Genomic DNA, 24,278 nt, shown 5'->3' with positions numbered 1-24,278 from the left:
ATGAAATATTTCTCCACTCCTTGGCGCAGACGCGCGCGCGGGCAGGCGTCCGATGCGGTTTTCCGTCCGGCGTTTTCGGTCGACGATCGGGGCGCCGTCACGCTGATGTTCGCTGTGATGGGCGGCATGCTCGTTTGCGGCATGACCGTCATGATTTCGGTGATCGAAGTCGGCTGGGGGCAATCGCGCGCGCAGAACCAGATCGATGCGGCGAGCATTGCGATGGGGGTATCGACGTACCACACGTCGCTGACGGCTACGCAGTTGAAAGCCGACTATATGAATTACCTGAAGGCGAATAGTCAGAACGACGCCATCGATCCCACGATATTGCCCGCGAACGTCACCATCACGACCACCACGGGTACCGGCGGTGCCGTGACGTATTCGGTCAGTGTGAAGACCACGTTGAGCTTGATCGCGCCCGCCGCGATCGCCAGCGCGTTTGGCTTGAGTGGCAAGCCGGTTGTCGGGACTAGTACGACGACGGCCGGTGGCTCCACCGTCGATATGACGGTGGTGAATGCAGTACAACGCATCCCACAAAGTACGATCGAGCTCGTGATGGTGCTGGATAACACCGGTTCCATGGCGCAGGCCGCTGCCAGCGGGTCGTCCGCCAGCAAGATGGATGGCTTGAAGACGGCGGCAACCACGTTGATTAACAGTCTGTTGCCAACGAGTTCGACCAGCAGTACGACATCGACCGCGACCAATACCTATGTCGGTCTGGTTCCGTTCGCGAGTACCGTCAACGTCAAGGGCGCTTTATCGACCAGCGGTTCCTGGCTGTCGCAGACGTTCACCTATAACAGCACCGGCGTGAACATGGCGAACTGGGGCGGTTGTGTGGCCGAGCCGCGGACGGCATCGCCGAACAAATACCTGTACCCGCAGCCCTATACGCCAAGCTCGTCGACAAAGTTCACGCCGTATTACTACAACGTTCCGCCCGGCGGTCTGACGACGCGTGACTACTCGCGCTCGACCGGTAGGAACGGTAACGGCAGCAACGGCACGCTTTGTACCAATAACTACAGCACGTCGACTGTCTATGGCGTGCCGACAGGCGGAACGCTGACGTTCTCGAATGGCGTACCCAACTATTGCAGCAATCCTGGCGACGGTGGCGCCGGTAACGGTATTACGTATTTCTGGGATACCTCGTCCTCGTATAACCTCTACGATGAGTCGGTCTCGCAGAACACCGATTGCATTTCGCAGCCGGCTACTTTCCTGACGACGAATCCGAGCACGTTGAAGACGGCGGTCAACAATATGGTCTCGAGTGGCTCGACCATCATTCCGACCGGTATTTTGTGGGGCTGGCGCATGTTGTCGTCGACGTGGTCACAATCGGTGGCGGGCACGGGGAATGGTTGGGTCAGCACTGACACCAGTTTGCCGAAGTTGGAGACGACCACCGGGCTGCAGCGCGTGATGGTCGTGCTGACGGACGGTGAAAACGATGTGGGCGTGCAGTACTTGACGCCGAACGACCTCTACTTCAACGGCTTGTCCGGTGTGGGCGATGGGACCTTGACGGCGCCGACGGTCGTACGTTCCGATGGTACGACGTTGGCGAATGGACGAATGGACTCGGTCGAACTGCACAATAATACCTTGCAGTCGGGGGGCGTCGGTTGGCCGGACGATATCAATACGTTCCAGCTCGCGGCCTGTACGGCGATCAAGAACAGCGGCATTACGATTTACGCGATCACCTTCGGCACGGTGTCCGATGTCGCTGCGGCCACGATGCAGAGCTGCGCCACGACGGGTAACTACTATCATGCTCCGGACAATGCATCGCTGAACACGATCTTCAATCAGATCGCGGGCAACCTCGGTATCTTGCGACTGACGCAATAAATCGACGGGTGGCGTTGTTAGTGGTGTGCCAGCCAGCGCAACGCGACGTGACACCAGGGGTCTGAGGTGGCCAGGCTGAGGCCGCTCCAGACCAGCAGGCCTGCGCCGATCCAGGTCAGCCACGCGGTGCGATTCAATAGCGGCGCCAGCGCCACGGCGCTGGCCATGACGATCGGAATGCTGAACGCCACGGCGAGCGCGCAATAGAGCAGGGCGCTGAGGCCTGGTGCCGTCGCCTGGAGCGGGTGTGCGAACGGTGCGAGCGCCACGCCCGCACCGAGCAGCGCGTGGGCGGCAGCGGCCAGCGCGGCAACGTTGTCGATGCTGAGTGCGGCATCGACAGCCACGATGCGACGTGCCAGATACCATCGTGTGTGCGGTGCAGTCGCGGAAGGTCGCAGCGTTCGCGTTTTTCTATCCCGTTGGTCGACGACAAGTCGATAGCCGAGATAACACAGGTAGACGCCTGCCAATAGCGATAGATGTGGGAGCAACGTAAGCAATTGCGCAGCGCTCAACATCGTGACACGCAGCACGAATGCGCCTACGCAGGCGAGGAGCAATACCCGACGGCGTTCACCGGGTGGGATGGCGGCACAGATCGGGGCAATGCCGACGATATTGTTGAGCCCGAGTGTCAGGTCCAGTATCAGCAGTTGTACCACGCTGGCCCAATGCACGCCGCCGAGTGTGAATACCTCGGCGTGCAGCGGGAAAGTCATCATCGAATGGGTCGGCCTGGACGAAGTGTGTCAGCGAGTATGACCCAGGCGACGGTAAATGCAAATAGGCCCGGCACCCCTGGCGTCGTCAGGCATGAGGTGGCGCTGCATGGGCTAGCGGCGAGAGGCTGTGGTAATGCGTCCACGACGTGGCGCGCGTCCCTTACATTTTGTTACGTAGCGCGGTACGTCCCGTATAATTCGCGAATCGGCATGCTGCCGTTCGGGTTCGTTCATGACATCCGCGAAACGTTTTTTCTTATTCCCGGTTGGCCGGGGCAACGCGGGATAGCCCGCAGGAATGGCGCCATGCTGAAGTTTCTGAAATCGTTCGTTCGTGACGAGCGCGGCGTCAGCGCCATCGAATACACCTTGCTCGCGACTATCGCGGTCTTGGCCTTGGCCGGACTCGGCACGAACTATCGTACGGCAATCGGGAATCTGTTCTCGAATTTGTATTCCATCGTTAGCCGTAATTAAGCCGTTCCGGTCGGATTACTGCAGATTCACGAAACACCCGCCATCGACCAGCAACGATGCGCCGGTCACGTAACGCGCCATGTCCGATGCCAGGAAGACGATCGGACCGGCCAGGTCCTCCGGCTCGCCCAGACGTCCAAGCGGCGTACGCTGAATCATTCGTTCGCGTTTCTCCAGATCGCTTAAATCGTCTTTATTGATATCTGTCACAATCGTGCCCGGGAGTACCGCGTTGCAGCGGATCCCGTAGGGCCCGAGTGCGATCGCGCACGATTGCATCAGGGAAAGCAGACCCGCCTTCGTCGGCGTGTAATGGGTTTGCATGGCGCCGCCTACCAAGGCACTGATCGAACTGACGGCGATGATCGCACCGCCGCGACCTTGTGCTTTCATTTGCTTCGCCGCCGCTTGTACCGCGAAGTAGGCACCCGTCATATTGGTATCCACTGTCTTGAGGTAGACCTCGCGCGGCATATCGAGAAACGCGTGGAAGGGGCAGATGCCGGCATTGTTCACGAACACATCCACGCCGCCGAAAGCATCGACCGCGGCGGCTACCAGACGATCTCCGGTATCCAGATCGGCCGCGTCGGAGCCGACGTCGATCGCGTGAGAGCCGACCGCCGAGATAGCGTCGATCAGCGATGCGGCGGCGCGCCGTCCGCCTTCGCTGCCGCTATGACCGATCACGACCTTTGCCCCTTGTCGCGCGCATTCCAACGCCGCGGCGCGGCCGATACCGCGCGACGCGCCCGTAATGATGACGGTTTTGTCCTTCAGTAGCATGGCTTCTTCCTATTAAAGATATATTGCTTCGACGGGCCGCTTGGGGAAGCGCGACCCTTATCGATCATGCGTTCTACTGACGTTCAGCTCAGGTAGTTGCCGTAACCCACCATGCAGATCGACCCGAGAATGACCGCGATCCCGAATAGCAGTACGTTTTGTGTCCGCCGACTGGTGCCACGCCATTCGCGGAAAACCAGACCCCATAAGTTCGAAACAATAATAATGAACGACATATGCAGCACCCATGAGCTCGAGTCGTTGTGCAGACGACTTGCACCCATGCCATAAAAGAAGAACTGCAGGAACCAGAGTGTCCCGGCGCACGCGGCCAGCACGTAGTTCGCGACCAGCGGCGTGTTGCGATTGCGATAATCGGAAAAGCTCTTGTTGCGAACGTTGAGGAAAACGCACCAGATTGCATTGGTGGTCAGTCCGCCCCACATGATCACCATGAACGTGACATTGTTCTGGAAGAGACTGTTGGCGCCATGTGCCAGCGCGGCGTCGGCGAGCGGTTTCCCCGAGCTAATGCCGTAGCTGAAACACGCGCTCAACACGCCCGATACCACGGCGACGATCATACCCTTGACCAAGGCGAATTCCGCGACACTCTCGAACTTCGTTTCGTCGGGTACTTCCTTTTCCTTGATCGCACCAGCCCGACCGCAGAGCGCGATGCCCACGAGGGAGATCGCGACGCCGAAGAGGACCCATTGCCCACCACTCGAATGGAACATCGAGGTCAAGGTACCGTGCGTATCGGACGTGAAGAGATCTCGATACAAGGGTGGCATCAAGGCACCGAGTGCCGACGTCAAGCCGAGGACCACCGACATTCCCAGAGACAAGCCAAGGTATCGCATGGTCAGACCGAACGTCAGTCCGCCGATGCCCCACAGCACACCGAAAAGGTAGGTCCACAACAACGTGCCGCGATCGGCTTCGCGGATGATGTCGGTAAAATGCGGGACGGTGAGGGTTGCGGCGATATAGGGTACGACCAACCACGAAAACAGGCCACCGACGATCCAATAGCTTTCCCAGGACCAGCCTTTGACCTTCTTGTAGGGGATATAAAAGCTACCGGAGGCGGCCCCTCCGATAAAGTGCAGTAACACACCGAGAAAGATGATTTCCATTGCTCATCTCCAGGCGCGTGGACGCACGCAAGGCTGTAATGCAGATTTCTGAACCGGCATAGTGTCTCCTACTATTTTTTATGGGCAAATGCATCCGGCTTGGCCGGTATGCGAGGTTACGCATTTATCCAATGCATGCGCATCCCTTGCCCTGTTTTATGTCGGACGAGCGCTTGCCCGCCGATAAGTAGCACGAGTCTAAGCGAGTCGCGTCGCGCCTCGCCAATCACAAATCCGCCTTGACTGATTCGCTTTTGTTATCGGTAAGGCCGCAACGAGAACCGAAGCGCATGCACTTTCATTACGAGTGCCGCTTCGTCGAGGGCCTGTTTGAGCGAATCAGCGCGAGCCGCGATCGGTCAGGCCATACGCACGGACGGCGTTGTCAGCGAAGAATTTTGCACACGCGACAGGGCTGCGCCCGCGCATCAAATGCTTCGTCAGCGTTACCGTATCGTCGAACGTGGCCAAAGCCTTGCTATTCGGCCAATCGCTGCCGAATAGGATGCGGTCCTCGCCAAATTCGGCGGCAAGGAGGTCGAAGCGGGATTGATATCGTGTCGGATCGAGCACCGTCGTTCCGTCGATTTGTTGCGGAATTTCAGAGAGTTTTGCAAAGACGGTGGGGCGGCTCGCCAAGCTGCGCAGATCGTGCTCGTAAGCATCGCGTGCCGCGACGGGCACCTGTGCATTCGGCAAATGATCGACGATCACCGTTAGCATTGGAAGCGCATCGGTGATGTGTAATAGCGCCTTGATCAAGGCTGGGTCCGGATTTGCGCTGTCGAGCGCGAGACGATGTTCGGACAGTGCTCGCAGAGCGGTCATGCATTCGGGGCGCTGCATATCCTCCAAGAGGCTGCGCTCCCATAGATTGCCGTAGCGCAGGCCTAGCAGCGGTGTGTTATCGATGAGTTCGGTCAGTTGCCGTTCGAATCGACTATCGCGTAGATCGAGATTCCCGACGTATCCGGCAATGTCGACATCCTGTCCGACCGATGATGCCGTCGCCTCATGCAGCACGCGTGCAAGCCACTGATTATCGTCGAACCATGGGCTGGCTTCTACGACGATCGCCCGTGTGATGCCATGTGCGCTGGCCAGTGGACGATAGTGCTCCGGCAGGCTGGGTTCGTAGCGCACGTCGCCTGGCGCTGGCCAGGGGATACCTTGCGCACGCCGTGTATCGAATAGATGAATATGCGAATCGATGATCGGGCCATCGTAGAGGGGCATGCTTATCTCCGTTTAGCGTTGTTCGTTTCTTTTTATGATAAACGGGAATCGGCATCGCTCTAGCGTATGTGATCGGCGAACAGCGCGCTGACCCAGTCCACGAAGACTCTGACCTTGGTGTTGTACCGCCGGCTAGGCGGGTAGGCGACAAAGACGGGCATGGGATCCGTGCGCCAATCTTCGAGAACCGCCACGAGCGCACCCGCCTCGATCGCTGGACGCACCATGAAATCGAGAGCGTTGATCATGCCGAGCCCGTTCAGCACGCTGGCGAGATGCGCGTTGCTTTCGCTGACCGCGATATCGTGGCGTGGTTGTGCGAGCGTGATCTTTTCGGTGCCGGGCCGGAAGTGGATCGGCAGCATCAATCCGGTTGTCGCGGAGAAATAGCCCGCGATCGGAATATTGCGCGCGCCGATGTCGTCGGGATGACGCGGGATAGGGTGCTTCTTAAAAAATGCCGGACTGCCGCACAGGGTCCAAGCAAACGATCCGATCTGATGGAAAATCGAATTCGGGTCATCGCCGGAGCTTCGAATCGCGCAGTCGATGTTCTGCGATATCAGATCGACATTGCGATCGGTGACGCTCAAGCGGATCTGTATATCGGCATATCGAGCGACTCTGCTGCCTTGTTGAAAGCACCGGTCTCGACAACGCGGGTGAAGATTCGGATGGCTTGCAAATGGTCCATAGGCGCTGGCGGCGAGGGGAAGGGGGGCGAGCGATAATCAGGCTATCCTACCGCCGATTGTTCCTGGCTGTGTATAAATACACCGCATTCCCCTCATTTTTAATGCGCAACTAACAGGCAGTGTTAGTGTTTAGCATGTCATGCGACGCGCATTGAAAATATGCGCGTCGACAAGACTTTTCAAAGCGCTGGCAGTCTTTAATCTGCTTCGACTCGTACCAATAACTTACCGAAGTTGCGTCCTGACAGCATCCCGATAAAAGCCTCCGGTGCATTGTCTAGACCATCTACGATGTCTTCACGGTATTTGATCTCGCCTGCCGCCACGCGGGGACCGATTTCGCGTTGAAACGTGGAAAAGTAATCGTCGGTGAATTCGTAATTGATAAATCCGCGAACCTGCAGGCTTCGACGCAGTATTGCCGACATCACGGCGGGGAGCCGATCATGTCCGGCTGAAACGGGAGCGTTATATTCCGCGACGAGACCGCAGACGGGGACACGCGCGTATTGATTCAATAGCGGAAAAACGGCCTCCCAGATCGCGCCACCGACATTCTCGAAATAAACATCGATGCCTTTCGGGCAGGCAGCCTGGAGATCCGCAGCGAGGTTCGGGGAGCGGTGGTCGATCACGGCATCGAAGCCGAGCGTTTCCTTGACGTAGCGGCATTTGTCGGCGCCGCCGGCAATCCCGACGGCGCGCGCGCCATACAGTTTGGCCAGTTGCCCGACCAAGGAGCCGACCGGCCCCGATGCGGCGGCCACTACGACGGTGTCGCCGGCTTTCGGCTGACCGATGATCTTCAGTCCGCTATAGGCGGTGAATCCCGGCATGCCGAGAACACCGAGCGCGGTGGTTATCGCGGCGCCGTGGGTGTCGGCGTGGCGGACCGAATCGCCCGACAGGACGGCGTGGCTGCACCAACCTGTGGCGGCGAGCACCGTATCGCCCGTCGAGAAGCCGGCGTGCCGCGAGGCGAGGACCTCGCATAGCGTCTCGCCTGCCATGACGCCGCCGAGGGGGACCGGAGGCGCATAGGACTTCGCGTCGCTCATCCTGCCGCGCATATAGGGATCGAGCGACAGATAGCGGACGCGAAGGGAGACCTCTCCGTCATTCGGCTCCGGTAAGGTCGATTCTTCGAGTCGGAAATTGTCCGAGGTCGGTACGCCTTGGGGCCGACTGTTCAATACGATACGTCGCAATGCGGTCACGTGAAATCTCCGGTGGGCTATTTCTCAAAAAGGGTTGTCGTATGGCTAGAGTATTGCATGCGACGCGGTAACAAGTTTCCTTGGAGCATCGCGATACAAAGGGGAATCGATCATGCGATAAAAAATGCCCCGGCCGTGAAGCATCGATGTTTTTTGGGAAATTGTCGAAGTGCCTTTTCGCTATAATCGGCGACTAGATCAGGTAAGCATGATGCCCGGTCTGTTAAAGGCCGGCTTGGCCATGTCATGGGTATTTAACGTATGAAGCAACTCGTCGACCAGCAGCGCAGGATAGCGCTCCCAAGACTTAGCTCACGATGGTTTTTTGCACTTTATCTTGGCATATTGGCTTTGGCCGTTTATCTGCGGATAATCGGTTTATCTTCACGATCGTTATCGGTAGACGAAGCCTATAGCTACTGGTTTCAGCAGTTATCGTGGCACGATTTGTGGAAAGTCACGCCGTCGTACGAGACGCATCCACCGTTTTACTATTCGATCTTGAAGATCTGGTGCCGCATTTTCGGCATCACGGAATCGGCGATGCGATCGCTGTCTGTTCTGGTAAGTGTGCTCACGATAAGCGTCGTTGCACTCTGGCCGCGATTCGTCGAGAAGCGGCTGGAATGGGAATGGGTCGGGCTCGGAACGGCTTTGCTGCTAGCGTGCAATGCAGGCAGTGTGCAGTACGCGCAGCAAGCACGCCCCTACGCTTTGCTGACACTCGTGGTTACGCTGATGATGCTGACATCGGTATCGCTGCTGGGCGATCTGTTTAGCGCCACGGACGGCCGCGCGCTCGAGCGAAAGGTCATCCCAAAAGTCGTTTGTCTGGGCGTGTTCGGTGGACTGACCTTATGGTTTCATAACACCAGCGTATTCACGATACTCGCGAATTGGACCGGGTTGGGCTTTGCAGTGCTTTCGCGCTCCAAGGCAAAGCGACGCGACTTCTGCGTCGTCGTTATCGCCTTGCTCATCGCACTATTGGTATGGGCGCCGTGTGTTCCTATCTTGCTGCAGGAAACGAAGACCGTTGCCTCAAATTTCTGGCCGCAGATATGGGCCGGAATGTTTTTCTGGCCGATCGCTTTGGTCACCGGTGGCCCGTATGCCATGATTCCGGTATGCGTCGTTGCCGCTATCGGGGTGCGTCATGTGTACCGTGCCGAGAAGGCGTTTGTTTTCTATAGCGTTGTGGCGCTTGCGCTGCCCTTATTGATTGTATTTGTATTGTCCTATTTATTCAGGCCGATATTACTTCCCCGCATCTTTTTATGGATGGGCCCAGGCATTCTGCTCTTAGCGTGCTATGGCATAAAAAACGATGCATCGAAGATGATTTCGAAAGGCCTGGCGTTTACATTGTTGCTTACCTTGAGCGTCTATCAGACCGCGATGTTTTATCCATCGCAGCAACAGAATTACAAGATGCTTTTCCCAACGCTGCTAAGTCGCGTTGCGCCGAATGATATCGTTTTGGTCTATCCAAACGCCTTGGATGTCGGATTGAAATACTATCAGCGGTTTGCTTCGCCGCGCTTGGCATACACCGCACTGCCTCGGGCCTTTCCGGACCTCGGCGATGCCAGACCGTATTTAGGCGGGAATAGAGGCGAGCCCCAAGTCGTCGATGCGGATCGCCAATACATCGATCAATTAATTGCCGGGCGAAATAAAGTCTGGCTGGTGGGGTGGTCGCAAGGGATGCTTGCGGTACCGGACATCGTATTCGACGAGTTGAAAAAGCAGCGCGGCGCACCGGTGAATGTGATGGATTTTCACGACTTGGCCGTTACCGAGTTTGATACCGGATCGCATCATTGACGGGGCGTCCCTTTCTTCGAGCCTTCTCCAAAGGACGACTCCGGGATCGTACCTGGCAATAAAAACCCCGATCGGGAATATTTTGCTGCAATTTCGTCGAACACCCCATAAATATCCCGATCGGGAAAATATCTTGATTTCTCGATCTGTCTGACGGACAATTTCCCGATCGGGAATAGGGAGTTGCTGATGGCAGCCATACGAACGCCCCAAGATCTTGGGACAGCGGTGCGCGCGGCCCGCAAACAGCTTGGCTTGCGACAGCCCGAGTTGGCCTTGGCGGCGGGGGTCGGCATCCGATTTATCGTCGAGCTGGAAGCTGGAAAGCCGACGGTACGCTTTGAAAACGTCCTGCGCGTGATCGACGCATTGGGCGGAGAACTGGTGTTGCTGGGTTTGCAGCCTGCTGCGCGAAGTGACGCGGACGATGCGGGGCCTCGCCATGGCGCATGAACTGGACGTCTGCCTGTTTTCCGATCGTGTCGGCACTTTGCGTCTGGAAGACGGGCGCATGCGTTTTCGCTACTTGGCATCGTGGTTGACACGTCCAGGCGCCGTCGCCTTATCGGCCTCGCTCGCGCTGCAGGAAGGGGCGTTCGACGACAGGGAAACAAGGCCGTTTTTTGCGGGTCTTTTGCCTGAAGGGCAGATGCGACGACTGATCGCGCAGCAGTTTCAGGTATCGGGTCAAAACGATTTTGCCCTATTGGATCGGCTCGGCGGTGAGTGCGCCGGCGCCGTGACGTTTCTGCCCGAGGGGGCGACACCGATCGCGAATGCGCGCGAAGACGTTCAATGGCTCAGCGACGAAGACGTGGTCGCCGTCTTGGACGATCTGCCACGACGCCCGATGCTTGCAGGAGAGGATGGCCTACGTCTGTCTCTTGCCGGCGCGCAGGATAAATTGCCGGTGATCTTCGATGGCAAGCGCATTGGCTTGCCCCGCAATGGGACGCCAAGCTCGCACATACTGAAGCCGGCGATTCATGCCGTAGAGGAAAGCGTTATCAACGAAGGATTTTGCATGGCACTGGGTGCGCGCATGCAGTTGCACCCCGCATCGGTGCGCATCCATACCGTCTTGTCACGGACCTTTCTTCTGGTCGAGCGCTATGACCGCTTGTCAGGCCCGCACGCCACCCGGCAGCGCCTACACCAGGAAGACTTCTGTCAGGCCTTGGGAATCGTGCCTGAGATGAAGTATCAAAATGAAGGCGGCCCGGATCTCGCAGCGTGCTTCACGCTGTTACGCGGTGCGACACGGCCGAATGCGCCGCAGGTGCTGCGCTTGCTCGACTACGTCATTTTCAACACGTTGATCGGTAACCACGATGCGCATGGGAAGAACTTTTCTTTGCTCTACCATGGCAACTCGGCTGTTTTAGCGCCGCTTTACGATACCTTGTCGACCGGCGTGTATCCTCACTTGACGCCGAAGATGGCGATGAAGATCGGCGGGAAATATAAGTTTACCGAAGTCCATGCGCGACATTGGGAACAGTTCGCGGAAGACATCGGGCTTGCAAAAGCATTGACCAAGCGACGCATTGTCGCGATGGCAAAAACGCTATCGGAGCGGGCGCATCAGCTAAAGAACGATCCCGCGCACGATTTTATCGACAGTCCGATCGTCGAGCGCATTCTCGCGCTGATCGATCATCGCTGCGCATTGACCATTCGACGTTTGACTGACCCGCACGCCAGCGCCGCGCCAGAGACGCTCGATGCCGACGATATGGAGCAGCCTTAAAACGCTGTCGCATTGTCTGCCAATGCCGCCGCACCGGCACCATCCAAAATAAGATCGTTTTGCGGATGATGGATCCGGCTGCACAACACATCGCGAAAGTGTCTTTCCAACGGATTACGACGCGAGAGGGCGTGATTGCCGCTTACTTCGACGGCCCGGTTGATCGCGGCAATCGCATTTTGCGTCACCGTATATTTGACCAGCCCGAAGGAAAGCGGTGGAGCGTTCAGCGCATGGGACGTGTGTGTGCTCTTGAGCGGCTCCGCGTGACGCGCCTCGTCCACCTGATATTGATCCTTTGCTCGCCATAACAGCAGCGCATTGGTTTCGAGATAGCCGGCAATTTCACCCACCACCTGACGAATCCGGGGCACATTCGATAGCGACGCGCCGAGGCCGGACGGTGTGCGCGATTCGACCCAAGCAAGGAGCCAATCGTAAGCCGATCGGGCGACACCGTCATACAGCGCCGCCAGGAGAATCGGTAGCCAGGCATTGAGTGGTTCGTCACGGCCCGACCATGCGTCGCTGGGACGTATGTCGACGGCGTAATTGGCCGGGAGCGCGACGTCCTCGAAAATCACGTCATGGCTGTCGCTGGCACGCAAACCCAAATGGTCCCAGGTGTGCTCGATACGCACGCCTCGTGCGGTGAGCGGCACCAGGAATTCGCCGACGCGCTGTGGCTCGCCGTCCTGCGTGGCAGCCCATACGACGGCCCACGTCAGTTGGCTTGAACCGGTGGAGTAGCGCTTCCGTCCGGTCAGGCGCCACCCATTGGCGGTCCGGTGCGCGGTCGTCGCCGGCACGCCGCCGCGCGAAGGACTGCCGAGCTCCGGCTCGACACGCAAGGCATTGATCATCGCACCGTCGTCGAGGATGCTGCGCAATACCGCATCGCGCACGGCGGCGGGCCATGTCTTGGAGTACGCCACCGAGCGGCAGTGATAGAGCTGCATCGCCAGAATCAATGCCGTGGCCGGGTCGGCGCGCGCGATCGTACTCACGACATCGACCAAGACGGGGAGGGCGATATCCGGGCCACCAAGGCGGCGGGGAACCGTGAGCGAGGTCAGCCCGGACGACTTCAGCGCGTCGATGCTTTCGCTGTCGACAACGCCGGCGCGGTCGTTTGCCTCGGCGCGTGAGGCAAATTCGCTCGCCAAGCGTTCGGCGGTTCCTCTCGGGTCGAAATGGCCTTGGAAGCGGCCTTCGAAAGGCGGAGACATGTGTGCGTTCACGGTTCTCTCCGAAATCGACGTGATGGGTGCATATGAAGGAGTAAATCATAGCGACCCCGGGGGCGTTGTTTTATAACGTTTCCGTATAAAGATATCGACTGCCGGCTGCCGGTCGTCGAAGGTTTAGCTAGCTATCTAGGTTGGCGAGTACACGCCTGTCGCGTCCCAAAAAAAATCATCCTAGAAACATCGTTCTTCACGTCATTTCTTGGATAAACCGTAAGTTGGGCGTTACCATTACGTAAAGACAGTAACGAAACGTTACCGCGGGGTGATTGATTCGTACGCAACGACAAGTACATCGGCGATAAAACAAAATGAAAGTCTCTACCAATATTACGTTTTGCTTTCTTATTGGGTTGTTCGCAGCACCTGTTTTCGCGCAATCCGAGGCGATCAAGGCAGAAAATAAGGCGGCCGTCGCCGCAGCAGAGGCAGCGACGCAAAAAGGTCCGCGAGACATTGCCATCTTTGATGAAGCGACGCTGTCCCTTCCGGCAGATGATGTATTCATCCCCGCGGCGGGGGCTGCGCGGGTGTTTAAATCGATGGGGCAGACCTTAGATGAAAAGCGGTTCGTGGGTGTCGTCGCATCGGCACGAGACGATTCGCATTGGTTTGCGCTGATCAATTTCGTGCGGGACGGCTATGTCCGCGATGGCGACGCGCAAGATTGGAAAGCCGACGACTTGCTGCGCCGTTTGACGGACGGTACGAAGCAATCCAACCCATCGCGGAAAGCACATGGCGCGCCGGCGCTCGACGTACTGGGTTGGGCCGAGCCTCCAACGTACGATTCGAAGGCGCACAAATTGGTATGGGCCGTTATCGCGCAGCGAGACGATCAACCGGATGACCAGGCGCATCACGTAGTGAATTACCAAACCGTCGCGTTGGGCCGCGACGGCCATCTCGATTTGACGATCGGTTCGAACCTTGCCGATTTGGAGGCAGATAAGTCGATCGCCACGTCGCTGCTACAGCGCGTCGCATTCCTGCCGGGAAAGCGTTATGACGACTTCAACAAACTCACCGACAAAGTAGCGGCCTATGGCCTTGCCGCGTTAGTGGTAGGCGTCGCAGCGAAAAAACTCGGTCTGCTCGCCTTGCTACTCGCCTTTCTCGTCAAGTTCGCCAAACTGGCAGCGCCGATCGGCGTGCTGGTCATGTGGATCAAAAAGAAATTCCGTCGAAGCAGGGCCGGCGGAAGCGGCGGCATCGACATGCGATAGGCGAGTAAATGGCCAAACTCATATTGCTGTTATTGAGTGGTTTGAAGCTTGGGAAGGTGCTGGCGACGATCGGTTCGATGCTGTTGTCGATTGCCGTGTACGGAAGCTTCTACGGCTGGCGTTTTGCGCTAGGATTCATCACGCTGCTACTGATCCATGAAATGGGCCATTACATTGCGGCACGTCAACGGGGACTCGACGTCAGCCTTCCGACGTTTATTCCGGTTGTCGGGGCGTGGATCCAGCTCAAGGCGTTGCCGCACGATGCGGAAACGGAGGCGTACGTCGGTTTAGGGGGGCCGTTCTTAGGCACACTCGCGGCGCTTGGCTTTTATTATGCCGCGCGTGATACAGGCGGGAATTTGCTACTGTCTTTGGCTTATGTTGGATTCCTTCTCAATTTATTCAATTTGATTCCCTTGTCGCCATTCGATGGTGGCCGGATCACGTCGGTGCTGTCGCCTCGGATCTGGTTCGTTGGGGTTCCCGTCTTGATAGCGTTGTTTGTCTATCATCCGAGTCCGCTGCTAATCGTCATGGCGATACTCGCTTTGCCCCAGTTGAAGCGCGCGTGGAAGTATGATCCGCAAGCGGCCGAGAATATCCGTTATTACGGCGTATCCCCTGTCGTCAAGTTTAGCTATACGTGTTACTACCTTGGATTGGTGTTTTTTCTGTCGCTGATGACATACGGCGTCCATGCGATGTTGCAGCCGGTGCCGAGGGGCTGATCTTGCTTATGACGAAGACATCAGCGCCGTCGTTTAGCGCATTCGACAACCCAATTGGAGGGTTGCTGCGACGTTTCCAGCGCTGATGTAGCGACGACTCGGTACGTCCGTTTCGCCCATCTCAAGCTCCGTTCACAGATCATCTAACAACTCTGCTGTATGTCGTTTCGATGCAGTATCAAAGAGATGCGATGCTGCGCTCACGATAATGGCAACAATCGAAAGACTCAGCCCAGCGATAATGTCACACAGATAGTGGGCACCGCAGTACACCGCGCCAGCAACCATTAAGACGTTAACGATCAAAGAGACATAAAAGACCAAGCCCAAATTTCTTGCGCTGTAAACATACAGAACGGCGCCAGCGGCATGCATCGACGGCATGGAAATTAGCCCTTGGTGCTTGTTGAGGTCGATGAGATGCTCGCTGCCTTCGCGCAGAGGATAGAAGTCCGACCATGGTGTCGGAGTAGTGTGATCCGCGAAACCAAAGTGATAATAAGGATTGGCTGCAGGATAGAGGGCAGAGATCAAAATCGACTCGATCGTCACTAGGAAAAAGAGCGTCAAAAATTCGGCTAATTCGACATGCTTTTTCTTAAACGAAAAGTGGAGCGTCAGTAAGGCGAGTTGCCACGTCCACAAGGGATACGTCATTCGCGCAAGGACAATCGCGACGGGATGCGCAACGAACCAGCGTTCGGTGTCCAACCAATTGAAACCGAGTAGAGCATCCCAGTGAATCAAGGTGGTGTCGATCAAGGGCGCGTCATAGGCGACAGCCAAATCCTGCATGACCAATGCCGCAGTCGCAAAGGATACAACCAGCAGGAGGCTAAGGCATGCATTTGAAACTGCTATCAGATGCCATTTTCGAGCTGCGTCGGCATATCGCGGGACGCGGGCTAACACGGCTAACGCTGCGGGACAAATCGTTGGCAGTAGAAGCTGCGCTACAAGCGGCTTAATCGAAACAGAGAGACCTTGGATTCGCAATGCAATCGAATCACTTAAAACTGAGAAGAGCAAAATGAACAATGGACAACACAGGGCTGCCGCAAAACCCAAGTTCGTTTCCGCATGGGACGTCTCGGTACTGCGCGCGTACGCGCTATCTCCTCGACAAACATCGTCGATGTTCATTTGATTCCCCGAACGACAATTGCTTCAAGACTCTTCGGCTGCAAATATCATTAAAATATCGTGCATCCTGGGTAATTTGGTCGAATCCTGGAGGCTGGACAGATAAAATGCTTTGCGCCAGAATTTTTCTGTGGCGTTGCAAACTGGGAAAGCCACTACTCTGAATTTGCGGAACCCCTGTGAATATGGCTCGAATTCTATCACACCATTACGCAATGTTTCAAAAACTTTCGAGATGAATCTTCGGATAAAACACATCTTTCCGGTTTGGCTTACTCGAACGTAAAACGACGTCATCAGTTAGAATAACCTGATGCGCATGGTTGGAACGCAGAGGCAGTGGTGCTGTATTCCCCGCGATAGAACAACCGACGTTTGCAGTAGAATTTTCCCGCGGCTGCACTGACCGGAAATCCCGCATGAAGACATCTCGATTTACTGAAAGGCAAGTCATCGCGTATTAAAGGGCGCGGGGGCCGGAGCGTCGGCGCCGGAACTTTGCCGCAAGCCGGGGATGAACAGCGCGAGCTCCTACAAAAGGCGCTCGAAGTACGGCGGCATTGACCACCCGAATGAAAGAGCTGGAGGTCAAGAATGCGCGTTTGAGAAGATGTATGCCGAGGAACGCCGGAAGGCGGAAGTCGTGCGCGAGGCGCTTGAAAAATTAGTGGAGCTGTCTCGCCGACCCGAGATGGCCCAACGAGCGGTAAGAAAGCGCGGTATAAATGTACGCCAAAGCCTAGGGTTACGATCGTAAGTGCGCTCTTGCCAATCAAAATGGGTTCACCAGCGGCGTACGTTGCGACCGCAACTCCATAGGGTAAATGCTTACGAAAGTACGAAACGCTCAAAAATAGCTACTCTATCTACCAAGTTAATCTTTTTTCCGCGACCAGATTCCCTGTGCCATCGATGTCAGGAAAATACACGGCGCAGCGAGCAGAAACATTAGCAGGGAGAGGCCGAGTGCGGATCCTTCTTCATCAGACGGACGATTCAAAAATGACGTTTCCGGTCGTTTTGGATCGTAATAAACAGTCACCCGACTGCCTTCGGGCGTCAGTGCAGCATTTCTTGCCGCGTCTTCTTTAGATGTATAACTTTGAGCTGGCCCTCCCGGTTTTATAATTTCGCTCTCTGCGCTATATTGCACTCGTTCCACTTGGTATGAATAGGTCCACACTGGAAGCCATGAAACAACGCTTCGATTCCTGCTGGTTACCGTTCGAATGCGATGAGCAGTGATCGTAGCTTGGGTTGACGGCCAATGTTGCTGTTCAATCTGTAATTTCCTCTTGTTCTGACCCAAAATAGCCGAATCTACGCCATAGTAGAGGAACATTGCGGTAACACAACATCCGGCAATAATGAGCGCTGCGGTTCCACTGTCACGCTTATCGGGAGAATATCTGCGCGCCCAAACTCCCGCGATGCGCCCTAAAAATAGAGGTATTGTGATAAGAAAAAAAACTATAATGCAAAGACCAAGCATGGTTGATGTTAATGTAAGTTATAGAGCCTAGCAAGGGCGGGTGCTTGCAACCTGTGTGCGTTCGTTTTCACCTTGATGTTGCCGTTGTTTCTTTGATAAATTCAAAAAGATTGGCGAAGAATTAATCCGGCCTAATCTCTGGCGCCGATCTACGTAACTACTAAGGGTTGGCATCCTCCTACTCTATCGATTACAAAGAACCGCAGGTTCGAGAATAACGCAGCTTGTGTCAATCCATCAATAGAAAAATAAGTTAGGACTCCGCGGTTATCTCTCGCATTGAGCTAAATTTCTGCGGATTCAATGCGCAGTTTGCAGCTAAGCGCCTAGCTGGTATCACGCACAAAACGACTATCCTACAAAATCGAAATCTTCAAATACGCTCGCTACCATCAGCTTAGACATGAATGAGTCGACGCTGATTTATAGAAAATTTCATTTTAAGCCATCACGTCTCGATTCGCTTTTCTTCAATTCCATGCCGATGCCTCGATGTTTGCTCGACCTTCGAAGTATTTTAGGAGCCTACCGTTGCCATGATGCTAGAGGCCGATGTTATATCGTGGCAGTCGCGCTTTACTTTTGTCATTTTAGATCAAGCATGAGTGTCGTCGGAGTTGCCTCATGGAAATTTTGCAGAAGTCGGCCGCAGTGGCGGAGATAAGCATCAAAAAATGCAGCGCCCAGCGTAGCGACGTTGATGTTCTGATGGTGGGAGTGATTTTATTAGGTGGTCGTGGAGCATTCTCCTGGGAAGGTACCGACGCACGCGTCGTTCGTGCACGATAGGGTTCTTCCGGTGCCGTGGTTGGGCGAGCTAGTTCGTTTGTAGAGTGCGCTATCAATCTACACTACTGACATTTTTTACCGTGTGAAAGATAAAAATATGAAGCGGCTGACATTTCCCCGAGATAGCTTCTTATAGGTAGCTGAACGGATACTACGCGGCAACTTTCGTCGATCGCGTACGGGCTTTTGACAGGCACGACTCATCGCGATTTCCAGCCGCGTAGTCCCGCGTTGACCTAAAGAAATGCACCGAAAGAAATGAAAGTCAAGTTTTGATTGATCGGCTGTTTTGTGGTGATTGCAACGCAACTGTAAGCTCATGATAGAGCCTTCGAATCCTGGGAAAGTTTCGAGCTGAAATTAAAACGTAATATAGCATATTGATTGTACGTAAAGTCGACACTTAAATCTTTCATTATACTTACATTTCATTTTGCTTACTCATTCGTTCTGCGCGTCAACGAGTGAAATTTGTGGGGAGGTCTATTACGAATATTTACATTTTCCAAGTCTCTTTGTAAGATGTTGCCGGAGCATAGGTACGACTCTGTTTATGTGGATTACGGAGGTCATTGAAGAAAAGGGCCATACGTCTAGTCAATTTTCTTGATCAGAGCGGCTTTGCAAGAAGAACTGTGTATTACGCCATCAAGTTTCATGCAATTTTCTTGAGAAATACGCGATCCTGTTAAACATTTTCATCTGACTGCAATGTTTTGAGGGTCGATGTTTGTTTCGACTTCTTTCTTTCTGTCTAAAGCCGATCTGACGCGTGCGTTTGATTTTTCGGACGTGCGCGCAATCGGTCGTTTTCGAGTCGCAGCATGTCGCCGTTACCGCCGTTCTCTGGTGGAGATATCTCCGCTGCTAATTCTGCAAACGCCTCATCGTCCGTCGCTGCGCCGACGGCATCACCATTCGTTGATCCTGGCCTCATCTGTCTTGCTCGTATTGCGCGCTTCCATGGCATAGCCGTTGATCCAGAGCAAATCAAGCATCAAGCCGCCGTCCCTGGCATGGCCATGGATGTTGCCGACTTAATCTTGGCAGGCCGTGGCGTTGGCTTGAAGGTGCGCAAGGTGCGGACGACAGCTGAGCGTTTAGCTAAAGTACCTTTCCCGGCGATGGCGCTTGATTCTCAAGGGCGCCACTTCGTTCTCGCCGGTTGTGATGGTCAGCGCGCATTGGTCCTTGAAGCGGGTGATGCGCAAACACGTGTTTGCACCCCAGATGAGGTCTTGGCACGCTGCCATGGTCAGTTCCTGTTCTTTGCCTCGCGCGCGTCTCTGGCAGGCGAGCTGGCGCGCTTCGATTTCTCCTGGTTTATTCCCGTCGTCGTCAAATATCGCCGCTTACTACTTGAGGTTTTGGGTGTCTCCGCGGTGCTTCAGATCTTCGGGTTGGTGTCGCCGCTGATGTTCCAAGTGGTGATGGACAAGGTCTTGGTCAATCAAGCCTACAGCACGTTGAATGTGGTTTGTATTGCATTGCTGGTCAGTGCTGTGTTTGAAGTCGCGCTCACGGGCTTGCGGAACTATGTCTTCTCCCACACATCGAGTCGCGTTGACGTGGAACTGGGCGCCAAGCTGTTCCGGCACCTCTTGGCGTTGCCTCTCTCTTACTTTGGTGCGCGTCGGGTAGGAGACACCGTAGCCCGCATACGTGAGTTGGAGAACATTCGTAATTTCCTGACCGGCCAGGCGCTCACTGCGGTCATCGACCTTGTCTTCTCGATCCTGTTTATCGGCGTGATGTGTTGGTATAGCGTGCGCCTGACCTTGATCGTCGTCGTATCGCTTCCGCTTTACGCGGCTATCTCAGCAGGGCTAAATCCGATACTGCGAGATCGGCTGAACAAGAAGTTTGCGCGTGGTGCTGACAACCAGTCGTTTCTCGTTGAGTCGGTGTCGCACGTCGAGACGGTCAAGTCGATGGCGCTTGAGCCCCAGTTCATCCGGCACTGGGACAACCAACTCGCCTCGTACGTTACGGCAAGCTTCAAGGTCGGAACGATCTCGAACGTTGGCCAGCAGTTGATTCAACTGGTAGGCAAGCTCGTCACGGTGGCGACGTTGTTCTTCGGTGCGAAGCTGGTGATCGACGGCAAGTTATCTGTTGGGGAGTTGGTCGCCTTCAACATGATGTCGCAACGCGTTGCGGCGCCGGTTTTACGCCTTGCCCAGTTATGGCAGGACTTCCAGCAGGTCGGGATTTCAATGAGTCGCCTTGGCGACATCTTGAACACCCGATCGGAACTGCCACAAAGCCGACAAGCGCTGCCGTCGGTCAAGGGCGCCGTACAGTTCGAGAATGTGCGCTTCCGGTATCGCGCTGACGGCATGCCGATTCTCGACGGTATCTCCTTCGATATCGCCGCCGGCCAGATCGTCGGCGTGGTCGGCCGCTCCGGCTCCGGCAAGAGCACTGTCACGAAGCTAATTCAACGCCTCTATCTCCCTGAAGCAGGTCGAGTGCGGATCGACGATATCGACTTAAGCCTGGCCGACCCGGCTTGGCTGCGTCGACAGATTGGCGTCGTGCTGCAGGAGAACGCCCTCTTTAACCGTTCGATCAGAGACAACATTGCGGTAACTGACCCTGGCACGAGCTTGGAGGCGGTGATCCATGCAGCGAAGCTCGCCGGCGCGCATGAGTTTATCTCCGAGCTGCCGGAGGGCTACGACACGATGGTCGGCGAGCACGGATCGAATTTGTCGGGAGGCCAACGGCAACGTATCGCCATCGCGCGCGCCCTCGTGACGAACCCGCGCATCCTGATCTTCGATGAGGCGACCAGCGCCCTTGATTTCGAGACTGAGCGGATCATCCAGAACAATATGAAAGCGATGTGCCAGGGCAGAACGGTCTTCATCATTGCGCACCGCTTAAGTGCGGTACGCCACGCGCACCAAATACTAGCGATGGACCGTGGTCGAATTGTGGAGCGAGGCACGCATGATGACTTGATGCAGGCGAAGGGCTATTACGCCCACCTGGTCAGCTTGCAGCAGATTATGTGAGGCCCCGATGTCCAAATCTTTTATTCCATTGCGGCTACAGGCGCTCGGTGACCTGTTGAAGCGCTATCTGATGATCAGTCGGATGGCGTGGGGTGTAAGGCATCAATTGGCATCGCCCGTACGGCACACAGACGAACTTGCCTTCCTGCCAGCGAATCTCGAGCTGATGGACAGTCCGGTGCATCCCGCGCCGCGGTGGCTGATGCGCGCGATCGTAGCGCTCGCCTTGATTACGCTAATAATCGCGGTTGCTGGCCGACTCGATATCGTCGCTGTTGCCAAAGGCAAGCTCTTGCCCGATGCACATGTCAAAGTCATCCAGCCGGCGATCACCGGCGTGGTACGCGAAATCTATGTCCATGACGGCCAACGCGTAAAGGCGGGTGATCGGCTGGTCCAGCTCGATGCGACGCAAGCAGCAGCGGACTCTGACAAAGCCCGGCTAGACCGAATCAACGCCTCGCTCACTGCTGCGCGCTCGCAAGCGTTGTTGAACGTCGCCCCTGGGGCTGTCGGTCCGCGTGTCGCGAAAATAGAGGGTGCTACGCCTGAGCAGCAAGCGCAGACCGAGAGCTTTGCGCTCGGCTTGTATCTCGCTTATCAAGAAAAGCTCCATAGCGCGCAGGCGGAGCTCGCCAAGCGGCAGGCTGAGCTGGGCACGACCAGGCAGGAGATCGCTAAACTCGAGGCCACGGCCCCGATTGCTCGGCAACAAGCCAGTCAATACAAGTCGCTCATCGATCAGAAATACGTGTCGATGAACGACTATCTCGATAAGGAGAGCGCCGCCGAAACGCAAGAGCATGAGCTTGCTGCGCAACGCAGTCACGCAGGCGAACTCGTAGCAGGCATCGCACAGCAGCAAGCCGAAATCGCTTCTACTACAGCGCAATTCCGAAGCGACCAGTTGACGACTTTAGACAAGGCGACGCAACAGCTTGAGCAAAGTCGCAACGACGAGACCAAGGCTGATACGCGTCAGCGCTTGTTGACGCTCACGGCACCGGTCGCTGGGACGGTGCAGCAACTCTCTCTACACACCTTGGGAGGCCTGGCCACTGCCGCGGCTTCCATCATGGAGATCGTGCCGGACGACACGATCGAGGTTGAGGCCAATATCGAGAACAAGGATATTGGCTTTGTGCGAGTAGGGCAAACTGCGAACGTCAAAATCGAGGCGTTTCCTTACGCGCGATACGGCTATCTGACGGGGACGGTCGAGACGATTTCGAACGACGCGATGCAAGATAAGAAGGGCGGTTTGACCTTCGTCACGCGAATCAAGCTGCCGACCAATACGATCAATGCGAATGGCCGCACCATTCATCTAACCCCAGGTATGGCGGTGACGGCAGAAATCAAAACTGGAAAGCAAAGTGTCGCGCATTATTTGCTCGACCCGGTCATCACGACGGCGCAGGAGAGTATGCGTGAACGGTAAGACTAGCGTGGTGAAGCACCGTTTCGACATAAAGTTGGCTCGTTCGATGTTCGGCGCAATCAGCTTTGGCATGGCATTGACGACTTCTGCGTTCGCCTTTGATCCCCTCCTTACACATGGCGCCATCCCTATGTCCCCGGCTGCACCCCTATTCGCAAACACCGGCTCTGGCGTTTGTGTGTTCGATAGCATGCCGACGCCGCTGACTTTGAATGAGGCGATTGAACGGGCACTATGCAACAACCCCAAGACCCGCGAAGCCTGGGCGCAAGTGAAAATCCGAGCAGCAGAAGTCGGCATTGGGCGCGCCGCGTACCTGCCGACGGTCAGTGCACAGTGGCGTGGTGTCAGGGATGAAACAACAACCAATGTCACAAACTATCCGCAATACAGCTCGAATTATCGTAATAGCGTCTTGCGCACTGAGAGCGTCACCCTGAATTGGGTGCTCTACGATTTTGGCGGGCGCGCGGCAGCGCTGCAGAATGCAAATTCGCTGTTGGAAGCTGCTCAAGCCAGCCAAGAAGCGGCATTGGATGATGCCTTCGGCGCAGTGTCGAAAGACTTCTATTCGGCGCAAGGAGCGCGAGGCGCTGTCGATGCCCAAAAAGAAATCGTTGCGGCGGCCCAGCAAACATTCGACGCTGCAAAGGCGCGCGCAGACAAAGGGGTTGCTCCAATAAGTGACCAGCTTCAAGCGCAAACCACGCTGGCACAAGCTCAGCTTGATGAAACAAAGGCCGAAGGCGAGCTCGCGACGGCAATTGGCACTTTGAACGGGGATATGGGCATGGAGCCGAATACAGCGCTCGCTATGCCACCGGTCGACGCAGGTGTGAAGCCCGACGCGATGTTTCAGGAGACTGTGGATGCGTTGATCGAAACTGCTAAGGCGAGCTATCCCAGTATTCGCGCCGCTCAGTCCCAACTTGATGCGGCGCAAGCGAAAGTCCGTCAGACCCGAGCGGAGGGACTGCCTAAGCTTCAGTTCGTTGCTGAGTATAGCCATAACAATCAACCGACGACGCTTGCGGTCGGCATACCGCAGTTTCCAGCGACGGGCCATGAATGGTATCTGGGTCTACAGGTCACCATTCCGATTTTTGAAGGATTTGTGCGGAACTACCAGATTCGAGAAGCGCACGCGCAAGCTGATTACCAGCACGAAGTTCTGCGTGAAGCGCAAATCAAGGTCGCCAGCGACGTGTGGAGTGCATATCAAACGTTACAGACAGCAACGGCGTCGCTCGTGAGCAACGAAGCTTTAATCGAGATCTCGCGGAAGTCATATGAGGTCTCTGGGCATCGATATGAAAAGGGGGTAGGAAACATTCTTGAGCTGCTAAGTGGACTTCAAGCTTACGCGCGCGCCCGTGTTTCGTGGATAAGAGCGGTGAATGAGTGGAGGTCAGCGCGCTTACAACTTGCGGCGAAAATTGGACGGATTCCATCGCGGTGATCG

Annotated in this window: 20 protein-coding genes; 11 read left to right on the top strand and 9 right to left on the bottom strand. The window is 55.8% G+C overall.

The window, feature by feature from the left end:
• Entirely contained in the window at window positions 1-1,872 is a 1,872-nt protein-coding gene (locus ABEG21_RS24115) for a VWA domain-containing protein (RefSeq protein WP_347558136.1), read from the top strand.
• A 17-nt stretch (window positions 1,873-1,889) separates the two neighbouring features.
• Here the strand turns inward: ABEG21_RS24115 and ABEG21_RS24110 are convergent, their stop codons facing one another.
• A complete protein-coding gene (locus tag ABEG21_RS24110) occupies window positions 1,890-2,597 on the bottom strand; it encodes a hypothetical protein (RefSeq protein ID WP_347558135.1) in 708 nt (235 codons plus the stop codon).
• Window positions 2,598-2,903: 306 nt separating this feature from the next.
• Between ABEG21_RS24110 and ABEG21_RS24105 the strand changes: the two genes are divergently transcribed.
• Window positions 2,904-3,074, top strand: a complete 171-nt coding sequence (locus tag ABEG21_RS24105; RefSeq protein WP_347558134.1) for a Flp family type IVb pilin — start codon at window positions 2,904-2,906, stop codon at window positions 3,072-3,074.
• Between the two features lie 15 nt (window positions 3,075-3,089).
• On the opposite strand, the gene ABEG21_RS24100 is transcribed toward ABEG21_RS24105, so the two are convergent.
• The 5 genes from ABEG21_RS24100 to ABEG21_RS24080 all read right to left on the bottom strand — a co-directional run bounded on the left by ABEG21_RS24100 (window position 3,090) and on the right by ABEG21_RS24080 (window position 8,150).
• A complete protein-coding gene (locus ABEG21_RS24100; RefSeq protein ID WP_347558133.1) occupies window positions 3,090-3,860 on the bottom strand; it encodes an SDR family NAD(P)-dependent oxidoreductase in 771 nt (256 codons plus the stop codon).
• A gap of 83 nt (window positions 3,861-3,943) precedes the next feature.
• Window positions 3,944-5,002, bottom strand: coding sequence for an L-rhamnose/proton symporter RhaT (gene rhaT / locus ABEG21_RS24095; RefSeq protein ID WP_347558132.1), 1,059 nt, complete (start codon window positions 5,000-5,002; stop codon window positions 3,944-3,946).
• Window positions 5,003-5,341: 339 nt separating this feature from the next.
• Complete coding sequence (locus ABEG21_RS24090; RefSeq protein ID WP_347558131.1) at window positions 5,342-6,238, bottom strand: amidohydrolase family protein; 897 nt, start codon at window positions 6,236-6,238, stop codon at window positions 5,342-5,344.
• Between the two features lie 59 nt (window positions 6,239-6,297).
• On the bottom strand, window positions 6,298-6,831 hold the full coding sequence (locus ABEG21_RS24085) for a LysR substrate-binding domain-containing protein (protein WP_347558130.1): 534 nt from the start codon (window positions 6,829-6,831) through the stop codon (window positions 6,298-6,300).
• A gap of 299 nt (window positions 6,832-7,130) precedes the next feature.
• Window positions 7,131-8,150: an NADP-dependent oxidoreductase gene (locus ABEG21_RS24080; RefSeq protein ID WP_347558129.1), complete on the bottom strand. Its 1,020-nt coding sequence runs from the start codon at window positions 8,148-8,150 to the stop codon at window positions 7,131-7,133.
• Between the two features lie 261 nt (window positions 8,151-8,411).
• Between ABEG21_RS24080 and ABEG21_RS24075 the strand changes: the two genes are divergently transcribed.
• From ABEG21_RS24075 to ABEG21_RS24065, 3 genes are all read left to right on the top strand, one after another.
• Window positions 8,412-9,977 carry a glycosyltransferase family 39 protein gene (locus ABEG21_RS24075; RefSeq protein ID WP_347558128.1) on the top strand — a complete coding sequence of 522 codons (1,566 nt, stop codon included), beginning with the start codon at window positions 8,412-8,414 and terminating at the stop codon, window positions 9,975-9,977.
• Between the two features lie 189 nt (window positions 9,978-10,166).
• Window positions 10,167-10,430, top strand: a complete 264-nt coding sequence (locus ABEG21_RS24070; RefSeq protein WP_347558127.1) for a helix-turn-helix transcriptional regulator — start codon at window positions 10,167-10,169, stop codon at window positions 10,428-10,430.
• On the top strand, window positions 10,420-11,727 hold the full coding sequence (locus ABEG21_RS24065) for a type II toxin-antitoxin system HipA family toxin (RefSeq protein ID WP_347558126.1): 1,308 nt from the start codon (window positions 10,420-10,422) through the stop codon (window positions 11,725-11,727). Before ABEG21_RS24070 ends, ABEG21_RS24065 begins: the two co-directional genes overlap by 11 nt.
• Here ABEG21_RS24065 and ABEG21_RS24060 read toward each other — a convergent pair.
• Window positions 11,724-12,968, bottom strand: a complete 1,245-nt coding sequence (locus ABEG21_RS24060; RefSeq protein WP_347558125.1) for an acyl-CoA dehydrogenase family protein — start codon at window positions 12,966-12,968, stop codon at window positions 11,724-11,726. The two genes, ABEG21_RS24065 and ABEG21_RS24060, sit on opposite strands and share 4 nt — an antisense overlap.
• Before the next feature lie 317 nt (window positions 12,969-13,285).
• Here ABEG21_RS24060 and ABEG21_RS24055 point away from each other — a divergent pair, with 317 nt between their 5' ends.
• Together ABEG21_RS24055 and ABEG21_RS24050 are read left to right on the top strand one after the other, a co-directional pair.
• Window positions 13,286-14,200, top strand: a complete 915-nt coding sequence (locus ABEG21_RS24055) for a DUF2167 domain-containing protein (protein WP_347558124.1) — start codon at window positions 13,286-13,288, stop codon at window positions 14,198-14,200.
• An 8-nt stretch (window positions 14,201-14,208) separates the two neighbouring features.
• On the top strand, window positions 14,209-14,931 hold the full coding sequence (locus tag ABEG21_RS24050) for a site-2 protease family protein (RefSeq protein WP_347558123.1): 723 nt from the start codon (window positions 14,209-14,211) through the stop codon (window positions 14,929-14,931).
• 132 nt (window positions 14,932-15,063) lie between these two features.
• Here the strand turns inward: ABEG21_RS24050 and ABEG21_RS24045 are convergent, their stop codons facing one another.
• Entirely contained in the window at window positions 15,064-16,074 is a 1,011-nt protein-coding gene (locus ABEG21_RS24045; protein WP_347558122.1) for a phosphatase PAP2 family protein, read from the bottom strand.
• An 874-nt stretch (window positions 16,075-16,948) separates the two neighbouring features.
• Window positions 16,949-17,566: a DUF3592 domain-containing protein gene (locus tag ABEG21_RS24040; RefSeq protein WP_347558121.1), complete on the bottom strand. Its 618-nt coding sequence runs from the start codon at window positions 17,564-17,566 to the stop codon at window positions 16,949-16,951.
• 624 nt (window positions 17,567-18,190) lie between these two features.
• On the opposite strand from ABEG21_RS24040, the gene ABEG21_RS24035 reads away from it, so the two are divergent.
• From ABEG21_RS24035 to ABEG21_RS24020, 4 genes are all read left to right on the top strand, one after another.
• A complete protein-coding gene (locus ABEG21_RS24035; RefSeq protein ID WP_347558120.1) occupies window positions 18,191-18,355 on the top strand; it encodes a hypothetical protein in 165 nt (54 codons plus the stop codon).
• Between the two features lie 824 nt (window positions 18,356-19,179).
• Window positions 19,180-21,375 (top strand): type I secretion system permease/ATPase, encoded by a 2,196-nt coding sequence (locus ABEG21_RS24030; protein WP_347558119.1) that lies wholly within the window; start codon window positions 19,180-19,182, stop codon window positions 21,373-21,375.
• A 7-nt stretch (window positions 21,376-21,382) separates the two neighbouring features.
• On the top strand, window positions 21,383-22,816 hold the full coding sequence (locus ABEG21_RS24025; RefSeq protein WP_347558118.1) for an HlyD family type I secretion periplasmic adaptor subunit: 1,434 nt from the start codon (window positions 21,383-21,385) through the stop codon (window positions 22,814-22,816).
• The gene (locus ABEG21_RS24020) at window positions 22,806-24,275 is read left to right on the top strand and encodes a TolC family protein (RefSeq protein ID WP_347558117.1); all 1,470 of its coding nucleotides are present in this window, start codon (window positions 22,806-22,808) and stop codon (window positions 24,273-24,275) included. The genes ABEG21_RS24025 and ABEG21_RS24020 overlap by 11 nt, the downstream gene beginning before the upstream one ends.
• Window positions 24,276-24,278: the final 3 nt, after the last annotated feature.

The organism is Robbsia sp. KACC 23696, assembly GCF_039852015.1.
Taxonomy (GTDB): domain Bacteria; phylum Pseudomonadota; class Gammaproteobacteria; order Burkholderiales; family Burkholderiaceae; genus Robbsia.
Note: the sequence above shows the minus strand (reverse complement) of the source record. Positions and strands in the feature narration are given on the sequence as shown.